This is a genomic window from Methylobacterium sp., assembly GCF_019750675.1.
Lineage (GTDB): Bacteria > Pseudomonadota > Alphaproteobacteria > Rhizobiales > Beijerinckiaceae > Methylobacterium.
The window spans coordinates 1-11,764 of record NZ_JAIEOF010000019.1 but is presented as its reverse complement, the minus strand read 5'-3'; the positions used below and the strand labels follow the sequence as shown (position 1 = coordinate 11,764).

Genomic DNA, 11,764 nt, shown 5'->3' with positions numbered 1-11,764 from the left:
GGCGGCGTTGGTGACCACGCTGATGTCGGAGACGTAACGGGTGTCGGTCAGGTTGCGGGCATCCACGAACAGCGAGACGCCGTTCGCGAAGTCGATTCCCGCCGCGAGGTTGAGTACCGCGTAGCCCGGCACCTGCAGGGTGTTGGCATGGTCCGCGAAGGCGCCCCGCGGCACCCAGTCGAGGGACGGGCTGATGTGGAAGCCCGCGCGGTTCCGGTAGGTCATCACGGTCCGCAGGACGTCGTCCGGGATTCCGGCGATGCGGTTGTTGGCAAAGACCGGGTCGCCCACGAAGCGGAAGTCGTTGTGGGTCCAGACCTGCGAGACGACGAGGCCGTCGCCCTGTCCGAGGAGGTCGCGAGCGAGATCGAGGGAGACGGCCGCCTCGACGCCCTGGTGGCGGGTGCGCGGCGCGTTGAAGGTCGCGGCCGGGATGTTGAGCCCGGGATTGATGGAGAAGTTGATCAGTTCGTCGCGGACCTCGGAGCGGTAGAGCGTCACGTCCCAGGACAGCCGGTCGATGCGCCCCCGGGTCCCGGCCTCGTAGGTGACCGCCCGCTGGGCCCGCAGCGGCACGAAGGTGGTGTTGAGGGAATTCATCTGCACGAGGTCGGAGAAATCCGGCACGTCCCGCGAGCCGGTGACGTCCCCGAAGACCTGGACTTCCGGCAAGGGCTGCCAGAGCAGGCCGAGCTTCGGATTGATGCCCTGGTAGGTCTCGTCGGCGAAGGAGGCGCGCGCGTTGGCGCCGCTGAAGCCACCCTTGTTGCTGTAGGTGCGATTCGACGAGAACGCCTTGGCGCCCGTCATCAGTGCGACATCCGGCAGGAACCAGAAGCGGTTCTCGCCGTACGCCTCGTAGTTTGAGGCACTCTGGACCGCGCGCAGGGTCTGGGCACCGCGCTGGCCGCCGTTGTTGAAGAACTGAAGCGCCGAGTTCTGGCCGGCGAAGGCGCGCAGCCCCAGGATCGTATCGTTGCGGAAGCCTCCCACGTCGAAGCTGCCGGCCCAGCGCGGCGCGATGCCGTAGGTCCAGCCGTCCTGGTCGATGACCATGAAGATGGGATGATACAGCGACTTGTGGATGGCCCAGGTGTCGATGTCGAGCTTGCCGACATCGAGGGCGAAGGAGGTCCGGTTGGCGATCCGCTCGGTCTCGACCTTGCGCGACTGGTTGCCCGAGATCGCCGTGGGATTGGCGAGCGTCGGGTTGTTCAGGGCGTTGAACAGGCTCAGCGTGCCCGGGAGCTTCTGATCGGTGAGGTAGATCCCGGCAAAGAACCGCGTCTCGACGCCCGGCGCGAGCTGGTAACCGAGGTTGGCGTTGAAGTTCTGCGTCCGTTGGGTCTCGTGGTTCCGATAGCTGTCGGAATTCGTGATCGTGCCGCTGATCAGAAAATCGGCCGGGCCGGAGATCCGGGACGCCTGGAAGTTCTCGCGAATTGTATTGAAGGCGCCCCCGTCGATGCGCAGGATATTGGGCGCGAAGGCCGTATAGGCCGTCGGCGTGACGACGTTGATGGCGCCGCCCAGTGTCGTGGCTCCGAAGGTGAGGGCATTGCCGCCCTTGTAGACCTCGATCGAGCGCAGGCTCAGCGGGTCGATCTGGTAGAAGTCGCCGCTGCCGTCGGCCAGGTTCAGCGGGATGCCGTCCTGCAGGAGTTCGAGCCCGCGCAGATGGAAGCCCCGCGAGATGCCCGAGCCGCGCACCGACAGGCGCAGTTCCTGCCCGTAGCGCTCCTGGACGTAGACGCCCGGCACCTCCTTGAGAGTGTCGCGCAGGGTATTCGCGTAGCGGTCCTGGAAGTCCTTCGCGTCCACGAATGCGACGGAGCCGACGGTGGCGTTCACGGCGGCGCGCTGGGCGGCCACGCTCGGCACGGTGAGGGAACCCGCCGCCGCGCCCTCCACGCTGAGTTCCGCGAGCGTCGCGGCGGCGGTTTCCTGCGCGGCGGCCTGGTTCATCGCGAGACAGATCGCCAGGAGCGAGAGGCCCATGGCGAGGGTGCAGGATACGACTAGGCGGGGCCGGGGAGCGGACATCGAACAGGTTCCGGACCACGGGCCCGCGCTCAGCGACAGGCGCGGAGGGGCCGGCGTGATCCCGGTGAGAGAAACCAGAGGTTTGGGACAGGGCCGATGCCCCCCGGCCTGGATCAAGCAGGGAGCAGATGCGGGCGCACCGGATCGCAAAGCGCCTTCAGGCCGGGACCATCATGCGCTGGCCGGGCCGAACCGGCACGCGTGCCGGGGGGCGCTCAGTGGTCGTGATGAGCCGCAGAGGCGGGAGCGCCCGGCTTCGACGCCCCGATCGGCGCGACGCTGAAGCTCACCGGCACGGTTCCGGCCCGATCGAAGGTCAGGCTGCCCGCGATCACGTCGCCGGCCTTCGCTGCGCCGTTGAGACCCTCGAACATGAGGTGCAGGCCGCCCGGCTTAAGTTCCACCGTCTCGCCGGGCTTGATCGCGAGGCCACCCTCGACGGGAGCCATCTTCATCACGCTCCCCTCCATGGTCATGGAATGGATCGAGCCGCGCGCAGCGAGCGGGATCGCGGTGCCGGTGAGCCGGTCGGCCTGCGTGCCGGTGTTGGTGATGCGCACGTAGCCGCCCGCCACCTTGGCGCCGCCGGGGGTCGCGCGGATCCAGGGTGTCTCGATGGTGAGGTCCCCGGCCTTCACGGTCGTGGAGGCGGCCGCGCCGGCGGGCGCAGCCTTGGTCGCGGCCGCGATGACCCGGACCCCGGGGGCGGGCGACTTGAGGGCATGAGCGTCCTGGCCCGCGGCCGGAATCTCGCTCCAGCGATACTGTCCCTTCGCGCAATCCTGCTCGATGGGGAAGTAGACCGTGGCGCCGGGGGCGAAGGCATCCGTGACCCGCGCCAGGAAGGTGAACTCGTCGACCTGATCGTCCGGCAGACTGCCCCCGGTCCAGGTGATGGTCTTCACGCCCTCGCGGATGTCGCCGTGGAAGTAGGGATAGGCGCGGGCGTAGGCGCCCTTCTCGGTGGTCACGGTCCAGCCGGGCTTCGGCATCGGCTTGGCGCCCACGACCCCTTCGGGGATGGTGACGCTGACGCGGTTGGTCGGCTGCCCGTCGCAGCCATGGGTGATCTGGACCACGCCGCGATAGCTGGCGTTGGGGGTCGCCTCCTTGCGCTCCAGGGCAGCGTGCGCGCGGGCGGCGGAGGTGGTCAGCACAAGGGAAAGCACGAGGCCGGCGAGGGGCGCGGCGCGGAGAATGCGGGTCATGGGTCGAGTCCGTGTCGGAAGGGATCGGAAGTGCGTGATCGCTTCAGACGACGGGGGGACCGCGCGGCCTGGGTATCGCGCCGGGCGGACCGCGTACGAAGTGGGCGGCCTTACGCTGCCATGCGATGCGGCTCTGGCCGGCGCGGGGCGGCCAGACGACGGCGTAAGCATCGATCTCCGGCAGGGCCGCCTGCAGCATCGGCCCGGCCACGGTGCAGCAGGACTGATGATGGGCGTGGGACGAGTCCGGCATGGCCGGACCCGCGTCGTCCGCCTGCCCGAGACACAGCACGCCGTGCGAGATCGAGGCGGGCAATGGGACGAGCCCGCCCAGAATGGCGTTCAGCACGAACGCGTACAACGCGATCACCGCAGTGACCGCGCGTAAGGGAGCCCAACCTCCGTGGCCTGCCTGATGTGCCGGGAACGTCATCGTGACTCGACTTACGCCATCGGCCGTCCCGGCGCCATGCCGATCGCGGAGCGCCGCACGGTGCTGTGGCGCACGGGCCGCAGTCGAGAGGCTGTGTTCGGGGATCACGGGGATAAACCCCGCTGTGCCACAATGTGGCCGGGTGACCATGAGTTCTTAACCCTACCCCGACACGTTCGCGGCACGGGGAGTTCGAAGTCCCGGCGCGACGCGTTTGGGATCACGGGCGCCACATGTCGCTTCGTAAATCAGATCAGAGTTCACGTCCGATGCTGAAACAGGCTTTCCACACCCGGTCGCTCGGCCTTGCACTGCTCGCGTCGGCGGGCGTCCTCGGTTCGTCCGCGATGGCGCGCGAGGCCGGCGGCTTCGCTCAGGCCGAATGGGCGCAGGACTATGCCTCGCCCGCCGCCATGCAGGTGCAGCGCTCCTCCACGCCGATCCTGTCGCCCCAGACCGTGACGGCCACGGAGCAGATGATCGAGCGCTACCGCGACATCGTCAATCGCGGCGGCTGGAAGCCCGTCTCGGGCGCCGACCGCCTGCGCGTCGGCGCCAAGGGCCCGGCGGTCGCGGCCCTGCGCCAGCGCCTGATCATCACGGGCGATCTCGACCCGGCCTCGGGCGGCTCGGGCGTCTACGATTCCTACGTCTCGGCCGGCGTGAAGCGCTTCCAGGCCCGGCACGGCCTCAGCCAGACCGGCGCCATGAGCCAGACCACGCAGGCGGCCATGAACGTGCCCGCCGACGTGCGCCTGCACCAGCTCGAGATCAACGTGGTGCGCCTGCGGTCCTACGCCGGCAACCTCGGCAACCGCTTCGTCATCACCAACATCCCCGCCGCCCTGGTGCAGACGGTGGAGAACGGCCAGGTCGTGACCCTCCACGCCGCAGGCGTCGGCAAGATCGACCGTCAGTCGCCGATCATGAACACCAAGGCGACGCAGATCAATTTCAACCCCTTTTGGACTGTTCCGGCTTCCATCGTGAAGAAGGACCTCATCCCCAAGATGCAGAAGGACCCGACCTATCTCACCGAGAACAAGATCCGCATCTTCGCGGGCGACAACGAGATCTCGCCGGCCTCGGTGAACTGGAACTCCGACGAGGGCACGCGCTACCGCTACCGCCAGGATTCGGGCGCCGACTTCAACTCGATGGGCATCGTGCGCATCAACATCCCGAACCCCTACGGCGTGTTCATGCACGACACGAACTCGAAGGGCGTCTACGGCGACGATTTCCGCTTCATCTCCTCGGGCTGCGTGCGCGTGCAGAACGTGCGCGAGTACATCACCTGGCTGCTCAAGGACACGCCCGGCTGGGGCCGCGACCAGGTCGAGCAGGCCATCGAGAGCGGCAAGCGCGTCGATGCCACGCTGTCCTCCCCGGTGCCGGTCTACTGGACCTACATCACCGCCTGGTCGACGCCGGACGGCCTCGTTCAGTTCCGCGATGACATCTACAAGCGCGACGGCGTGAACGTACCCTCGACCCTCTCGGCCCCGACCCCCGTCGCCAGCGCCGAGCCGGTCCAGAGCTTCGAGCCGGGCGACGAGGAGAACTAAGCACAAGCGAGACGCCAAGACTGTCCGCGATTGGGGCCCGCGCTGCATAGCGCGGGCCTTTTGCGTGGCGGATGCGACGCCACGACACGGGTTGTTGCGTCCGCGAGACTTCACGTCGCGCTCTGTGCTGAATTTTTTTAATGGCCCGCGAAAAAATGCCTGTGCTTGGCCTTGGAACCGGGCCCGTGTAGTAATCCAGCCTTCGAACGCCCGCCCGCCCCACGCCAGCGGATTACGGGTGCGTCCGCCCGTTCAACAATCGAGGCTTTCCATGAGCGCCGGTACTGCTGCCGACAAGCACTTCTCCAACTCGTTCTTTGCGGCCCCCCTCACGGACGCGGATCCGGAGATCGCCCAGGCAGTCGCCCAGGAACTCGGCCGCCAGCAGCACGAGATCGAGCTGATCGCCTCCGAGAACATCGTCTCGCGCGCCGTCCTCGAGGCGCAGGGCTCGGTGCTCACCAACAAGTACGCGGAAGGGTATCCGGGCCGGCGCTACTACGGCGGCTGCCAGTTCGTCGACATCGCCGAGAACCTCGCCATCGAGCGCGCCAAGCGCCTGTTCGACTGTGGCTTCGCGAACGTGCAGCCGAATTCCGGCAGCCAGGCGAACCAGGGCGTGTTCCTCGCGCTCATGCAGCCGGGCGACACCTTCCTCGGCCTCGATCTCGCGGCCGGCGGCCACCTCACCCACGGCGCCCCCCCGAACGTCTCGGGCAAGTGGTTCAAGCCGGTCTCCTACACCGTGCGTCGCGACGACCAGCGCATCGACATGGAGCAGGTCGAGGCCCTCGCGCACGAGCACAAGCCAAAGGTGATCATCGCCGGCGGCTCGGGCTACCCGCGCCACTGGGACTTCGCCAAGTTCCGCGAGATCGCCGATGCCGTCGGCGCGTACTTCTTCGTCGACGCGGCCCATTTCGCGGGCCTGATCGCGGCCGGCGTCCACCCTTCGCCGTTCCCGCACGCCCACGTCGTCACCACCACCACCCACAAGACCCTGCGCGGCCCGCGCGGCGGCATGATCCTCACGAACGACGAGGCGCTCGCCAAGAAGTTCAACTCGGCGATCTTCCCCGGCCTCCAGGGCGGCCCGCTCATGCACGTCATCGCCGGCAAGGCCGTGGCGTTCGGCGAGGCCCTGAAGCCCGAGTTCAAGATCTACGCCAAACAGGTCATCGAGAACGCCAAGGCGCTCGCCGACACCCTGATGTCGAGCGGCTACAACATCACCTCGGGCGGCACCGACAACCACCTCATGCTGGTCGACCTCACCAGCAAGGGCCTCACCGGCAAGGCGGCGGAAGCCGCGCTCTCCCGCGCCGACATCACCTGCAACAAGAACGGCGTGCCCTTCGACACGCAGAAGCCCACGATCACCTCGGGCATCCGTCTCGGGACCCCGGCCGGCACCTCGCGCGGCTTCGGCGTCGCCGAGTTCAAGCAGATCGGCGGCTTCATCGTCGAGGTGCTCGATGGGCTCGTGGCCAAGGGCGATGCGGGCGATCCCGCCATCGAGGCGAGCGTGAAGGAGCGGGTGCACGCCCTCACCGACCGCTTCCCGATCTACAGCTGAGACGAGACGCCCCGGAGGGGCTGATCTCCGGCGCTTGAACCGGCGCCCCTCACCATGCCATGCAACGGCCGCGAACCCTCGGGTTCGCGGCCGTTGCCATTCCGTCGATCTCCGGCTCAACCCAGGTGTCCGTCCGATGCGGTGTCCCTATTGCGGCGGTCCCGACACCCAGGTGAAAGATTCGCGTCCGAGCGACGACGCGGCGGCGATCCGCCGCCGCCGGGTCTGTCCGGATTGCGGCGGCCGTTTCACCACCTTCGAGCGGGTGCAGTTGCGCGAACTCACCGTGCTCAAGCGCTCGGGCAAGCGCGTGCCCTTCGATCGCGACAAGCTTCAGCGTTCCATCGGAGTCGCCCTGCGCAAGCGCCCCGTTGACCCCGAGCGGGTCGAGCGCCTGGTGAGCGGCATCACCCGGCAACTCGAGAGCAGCGGCGAGGCGGAGATCGGCAGCGAGGCCATCGGGGAACTCGTGATGGAGGGTCTCAAGGGTCTCGACGACGTCGCCTATGTGCGCTTCGCCTCCGTCTACAAGAATTTCCGCGAGGCCAGCGACTTCAAGGCGCTGCTGGGTACCCTCGCGCCCCCCATCGCGCCGGGGTCGACCACCTCCGAACCGGAGCGCGATGCACCCTCGGGCGAGCTTCCGCCGCAGGTGACGCCGCTCCGGACCAAGCGCCAGACGCGGTCGTCCCCGTGAGCCGGCCCTCGAACGTGCCCGGAAACGCCGCCGATCGGCGGTTCATGCGCCTCGCCCTCGCCCTGGGGCATCGCAACCTCGGACGGACGTGGCCGAACCCGTCCGTCGGCGCCGTGGTGGTCGCGGGCGAACCCGGGGCGGAGCGCATCGTAGGGCAGGGCGTCACCGCCCCCGGCGGGCGGCCGCACGCGGAGCCCATCGCCCTGGCGATGGCCGGTGCGGCGGGGCACGGCGCGACTCTCTACGTCAGCCTGGAGCCGTGCTCGCATCATGGACGCACGCCCCCCTGCACGGACGCGATCATCGGGGCCGGGATCGCCCAGGTGATGACCGCCCTGACGGATCCAGATCCTCGGGTCGCCGGCCGGGGGCACGGGCTCCTGGCGGAGGCCGGCATCGCGGTGACCACCGGTCTCCTGGCCGAGGAGGCGGCGCGGGATCACCGCGGCCACGTCACCCGCGTGACCCAGGGACGGCCGAGCCTGCACCTGAAGCTCGCCCAGACCCGGGACGGTTTCGCCGGGGCCCCCACCGAGCGCCTGCGCATCACCGGGCCGATCGCCGACGGCGCCGTCCATCTCTGGCGCGCCCACGCCGACGCCATCCTGGTCGGCATCGGCACCGCGCGGGCCGACGATCCCGCCCTGACCGTGCGGCTGCCGGGCCTGTCCGACCGCTCGCCCCTGCGGGTGGTACTCGATTCCTCCCTGCGCATCCTGCCCTCGACCTACCTGGTGCGCAGCGCGCGGGACGTGCCGACGCTGGTCGTCACCACCCGCCGCGCGCCCATCCACGCCAAGCGTATGCTCGCCTCCTTCGGGGTCGAGGTGATCGCCGTCGATTCCGACCGGACCGGGCGGATCGACCTCGCCGAGGCTCTGCGGGCCCTGGCCGAGCGCGGCCTGACGCGCATCTGCTGCGAGGGCGGCCCCGGCCTCGCCGACGCCCTGGCGGAGGCCGATCTCGTCGACGTCTTCACGCTGATCACCGGCCCAAACGCCCTCGGCGGTGCCGGCGGTCTGCCGGCGGTCGGACCAGCCCTTCAGGAACGTCTGGCCCGCGGCCATCTCAGAGCGATCGAGACCCGGCCCCTCGGGCCCGACCGGGCCGTCACCTATGAGCGGAGCGTCTGAGATGTTCACCGGACTCGTCACGGATGTCGGGGAAGTGGTGTCGGTCGAGGGCGACGACCGCCTGCGCCGCATCCGCATCCGCTCGCACTATGATCCGGCCTCTATCGCGCTCGGCGCCTCCATCGCCTGCTCGGGTCCCTGCCTCACGGCGGTGGCGGTGGAGCCCGTGGAGGGCGGCTGCATCTTCGCGGTCGACGCCGCGGCCGAGACCCTGGCCCGCACCCATGTGGGTGCCTGGCGGGAAGGCCGGCGCCTCAACCTGGAGCGCTCCCTCAAGATCGGCGACGAACTCGGCGGCCACCTCGTCACCGGCCACGTCGACGGTCTCGCCGAACTCGTCGCCCGCGATCCCGTCACGGGCGGCGCGGGCGATCCGCAATGGGCCCCCTCCGACCGCTTCACCCTCCGGGCTCCGGCGCAGCTCGCGCGCTTCATCGCCGAGAAGGGATCCGTCTGCCTCGACGGCACCTCGCTCACCGTGAACGCCGTGGACGACGACCTGTTCTCGGTGCTCCTCATCCCGCACACCCTCGCGGTCACCACCTGGGGCGAGCGCCGGGCCGGGGACCGGCTCAACCTCGAGGTCGATCTCATCGCCCGCTACGCCGCCCGCCTGTCCGAGAGCCGGCCCGCGCGCGACGCATGATCACGGCGCGGGGCGGGCCCCCGCGATGCTCAGCCTTGTCGCAACGGCACCTTCGGTCTATCGCTCGCGCCTGCGATCGAGGGATTCCCCCGCCGGTCGAACCGCGCACGCCGGCACGCGCCGCTCCGTCGGGCCGCCGCCCAGGACGGACCGGCCGCGCGCCGAGCATCGATCGCATCCGTGAAGGCCCCTCGATGGTATCGCACGCCTACGCCGCCCGCACCGCCCCCACCAACGTCAAGGGCGCGCGCGTCCTCGTGGTGGAGGCCCGCTATTACGAGGATCTCTCCGACGAGCTCCTGGCCGGTGCCGAGGGTGCCCTGGCGGCGGCCGAGGCGGTGGCGACCGTAGTGACGGTGCCGGGCGCCCTGGAGATTCCGGCGGCCATCGCGATCCTGGTCGAAGCCGCCGCCCGCGCGGGACAGCCCTACGACGCGGTGGTGGCCCTCGGCTGCGTGATCCGCGGCGAGACCGGACATTACGACATCGTCGCGGGCGAGAGCGCGCGGGCGCTGATGGACCTGTCCGTCACCCTGCGTCTGCCGCTCGGCAACGGCATCCTGACGGTGGAGACCGAGGCCCAGGCCCAGGCCCGCGCCCGGGTCGCCGAACTGAACAAGGGCGGCGGTGCCGCCGAGGCCGCGCTCGCGGTGCTGTCGCTCAAGCGCGACGCATCGGCGGCGTCGGTCGGAGAGGATTGAACATCATGGCCAAGAATTCCGAGTCCAAGAATTCCGAGTCGAAGAGCTCCGAACGGAGCGGCGCTCGCCTCGCCGTGGTGCAGGCGCTCTACGACATGGAGATCTCGGGCAAGGGCGTGATCGAGGCGCTGGCCGAGTTCGAGACGTTCTGGATCGGTCGCGAGGTGGACGGCATCGCCCATCCGCAGGCCGAAATCGCCTTCTTCCGCGACCTCCTGCGCGGCGTCGTCGACGAGCAGCGCGCCATCGACCCGCAGCTCGACGGGGCGCTCGCGGCGGGCTGGCCCCTGAAGCGCATCGAGGCGGTGCTGCGCGCCATCCTGCGCGCGGGGGCCTACGAGCTGATGTACCGGCGCGACGTGCCGGCTCGCGTCGCCATCTCGGAATATGTCGACGTCGCGCACAGCTTCTATGACGGCGACGAGCCGGGACTCATCAACGGCGTCCTCGACAAGGTCGCGCGCGAGGTGCGTGGCAACGAGTTCGCCGGCCTTCCGGCCTCCGGGCGGGCCTGAACCGCGTGGATGAGGACCGGCCCAAGGCCAACCTGGCCGGAAGCCGGCGGCCCGGGGGCCCCCGGCCCGACGAGGACGGCCTCATCGCCCGCTACTTCGCCCCCCTGGCCGGCCCCGGCGCGGACGGCCTGCGCGACGACGCCGCCACCCTGATCCCGAGCCCGGGCTGCGACCTCGTTCTCACGGCCGATGCCATCGTGGCCGGCGTACACTACTTTCCCGACGACCCACCGGATTCGATCGCCCGCAAGGCCCTCGGCGTGAACGTCTCGGACCTTGCCGCCAAGGGTGCCAGCCCGCGCGGCTACCTGCTCACCCTGGCCCTGCCGGACGATTGGAGCGAAGACTGGCTCTCGGGCTTCGCGGCCGGGCTCGGTGCGGGGCTCGCCGCGTTCGGCGGCACGCTGCTCGGCGGCGACACCGTGCGGGCGGCCGGACCGGCAGTGATCGGCGTCACCGCCATCGGCGAGGTGCCACGCGGCGCCATGGTCAGGCGCCTGGGGGCACAGATCGGCGACCGCCTCTGCGTCAGCGGCACCATCGGCGATGCCGCCCTCGGGCTGCATTTGCGTAAAGCGCCTCCGGCGACCTGGGCGGAGGCCCTCGACGCCTCCGACCGCGCCGCCCTGATCGACCGCTACTGGCACCCGCGTCCGCGCATCGCCCTGGCGCCCGTCCTGCGCGCGCATGCGCGGGCCGCGATGGACGTCTCGGACGGACTCGCTGGGGATCTCGCCAAGATGCTCAAGGGTGGGCCGGACGAGCAGGGGCTCTCGGCGGAGATCGATCTCACCGCGCTGCCCCTGTCCGAGGCGGCCGCCCGCGCCCTGGCGGCGGCCCCCGCGGTGCTGCCGACGATCGTTACCGGGGGCGACGACTACGAGATCCTGTGCGCGGTGGCGCCGGAGCGCCTGAACGCGCTGCTGGCGGAAGCCGAGGCGGTCGGCGTGCCCCTGACCTGCATCGGGGCGGTTACGGCGGGGCAGGGGGCACCGGTCTTCCGGCAGGCCTCCGGGCGCGTGCTGTCCATCGGAACCGGATCGTTCCGTCATTTCTGACGATCGGCGCGAAGAACCCGGTATCGGTCCTGCTCGTTCGGTCGGTGCGGGGCCGCGCAGACGCGGGGCGGCCACAAGCGAGAAGAGCCTGGACGGCTTCGGAACATCACGGCGTGGCCCGACGAAACCGGACGCCTGACGACCCGCGTCCTCGACGCCGCGGACGGCAAGCCGGCATGGACTTCG

At 69.9% G+C, this 11,764-nt stretch carries 11 protein-coding genes; 8 read left to right on the top strand and 3 right to left on the bottom strand.

Going from position 1 to position 11,764, the window contains the following annotated elements; genetic code table 11:
* The 3 genes from K2X24_RS00955 to K2X24_RS00945 form a co-directional block, all read right to left on the bottom strand.
* Positions 1 to 2,043, bottom strand: a 2,043-nt coding sequence (locus tag K2X24_RS00955) for a TonB-dependent receptor (protein ID WP_292493819.1), incomplete at its 3' end; no start/stop codon positions are given.
* A 215-nt stretch (positions 2,044 to 2,258) separates the two neighbouring features.
* A complete protein-coding gene (locus tag K2X24_RS00950; protein WP_292493817.1) occupies positions 2,259 to 3,251 on the bottom strand; it encodes a DUF1775 domain-containing protein in 993 nt (330 codons plus the stop codon).
* A 43-nt stretch (positions 3,252 to 3,294) separates the two neighbouring features.
* Positions 3,295 to 3,621: a hypothetical protein gene (locus tag K2X24_RS00945; RefSeq protein WP_292493816.1), complete on the bottom strand. Its 327-nt coding sequence runs from the start codon at positions 3,619 to 3,621 to the stop codon at positions 3,295 to 3,297.
* 332 nt (positions 3,622 to 3,953) lie between these two features.
* Between K2X24_RS00945 and K2X24_RS00940 the strand changes: the two genes are divergently transcribed.
* From K2X24_RS00940 to thiL, 8 genes are all read left to right on the top strand, one after another.
* The gene (locus K2X24_RS00940; RefSeq protein WP_292493814.1) at positions 3,954 to 5,252 is read left to right on the top strand and encodes a L,D-transpeptidase family protein; all 1,299 of its coding nucleotides are present in this window, start codon (positions 3,954 to 3,956) and stop codon (positions 5,250 to 5,252) included.
* A 271-nt stretch (positions 5,253 to 5,523) separates the two neighbouring features.
* The gene (glyA, locus tag K2X24_RS00935; protein WP_292493812.1) at positions 5,524 to 6,828 is read left to right on the top strand and encodes a serine hydroxymethyltransferase; all 1,305 of its coding nucleotides are present in this window, start codon (positions 5,524 to 5,526) and stop codon (positions 6,826 to 6,828) included.
* 136 nt (positions 6,829 to 6,964) lie between these two features.
* On the top strand, positions 6,965 to 7,525 hold the full coding sequence (nrdR, locus tag K2X24_RS00930) for a transcriptional regulator NrdR (RefSeq protein ID WP_292493810.1): 561 nt from the start codon (positions 6,965 to 6,967) through the stop codon (positions 7,523 to 7,525).
* A gap of 44 nt (positions 7,526 to 7,569) precedes the next feature.
* Complete coding sequence (gene ribD / locus K2X24_RS00925; protein ID WP_292493809.1) at positions 7,570 to 8,658, top strand: bifunctional diaminohydroxyphosphoribosylaminopyrimidine deaminase/5-amino-6-(5-phosphoribosylamino)uracil reductase RibD; 1,089 nt, start codon at positions 7,570 to 7,572, stop codon at positions 8,656 to 8,658.
* Position 8,659: 1 nt separating this feature from the next.
* Positions 8,660 to 9,304 (top strand): riboflavin synthase, encoded by a 645-nt coding sequence (locus tag K2X24_RS00920; RefSeq protein WP_292493807.1) that lies wholly within the window; start codon positions 8,660 to 8,662, stop codon positions 9,302 to 9,304.
* Positions 9,305 to 9,498: 194 nt separating this feature from the next.
* Positions 9,499 to 10,005, top strand: coding sequence for a 6,7-dimethyl-8-ribityllumazine synthase (gene ribH, locus K2X24_RS00915; protein WP_292493805.1), 507 nt, complete (start codon positions 9,499 to 9,501; stop codon positions 10,003 to 10,005).
* 5 nt (positions 10,006 to 10,010) lie between these two features.
* Complete coding sequence (nusB, locus tag K2X24_RS00910) at positions 10,011 to 10,520, top strand: transcription antitermination factor NusB (protein WP_292493804.1); 510 nt, start codon at positions 10,011 to 10,013, stop codon at positions 10,518 to 10,520.
* Positions 10,521 to 10,552: 32 nt separating this feature from the next.
* The gene (gene thiL, locus K2X24_RS00905) at positions 10,553 to 11,578 is read left to right on the top strand and encodes a thiamine-phosphate kinase (protein ID WP_292493821.1); all 1,026 of its coding nucleotides are present in this window, start codon (positions 10,553 to 10,555) and stop codon (positions 11,576 to 11,578) included.
* The last annotated feature ends 186 nt before the right edge of the window (positions 11,579 to 11,764 follow it).

Bases quoted from the DNA above. Each gene is read 5' to 3' on its own strand.
- K2X24_RS00950 (WP_292493817.1), bottom strand. From the start codon at position 3,251: ATGACCCGCATTCTCCGCGCCGCGCCCCTCGCCGGCCTCGTGCTTTCC.
- K2X24_RS00940 (WP_292493814.1), top strand. From the start codon at position 3,954: ATGCTGAAACAGGCTTTCCACACCCGGTCGCTCGGCCTTGCACTGCTC.
- glyA (WP_292493812.1), top strand. From the start codon at position 5,524: ATGAGCGCCGGTACTGCTGCCGACAAGCACTTCTCCAACTCGTTCTTT.
- nrdR (WP_292493810.1), top strand. From the start codon at position 6,965: ATGCGGTGTCCCTATTGCGGCGGTCCCGACACCCAGGTGAAAGATTCG.
- ribD (WP_292493809.1), top strand. From the start codon at position 7,570: ATGCGCCTCGCCCTCGCCCTGGGGCATCGCAACCTCGGACGGACGTGG.
- K2X24_RS00920 (WP_292493807.1), top strand. From the start codon at position 8,660: ATGTTCACCGGACTCGTCACGGATGTCGGGGAAGTGGTGTCGGTCGAG.
- ribH (WP_292493805.1), top strand. From the start codon at position 9,499: ATGGTATCGCACGCCTACGCCGCCCGCACCGCCCCCACCAACGTCAAG.
- nusB (WP_292493804.1), top strand. From the start codon at position 10,011: ATGGCCAAGAATTCCGAGTCCAAGAATTCCGAGTCGAAGAGCTCCGAA.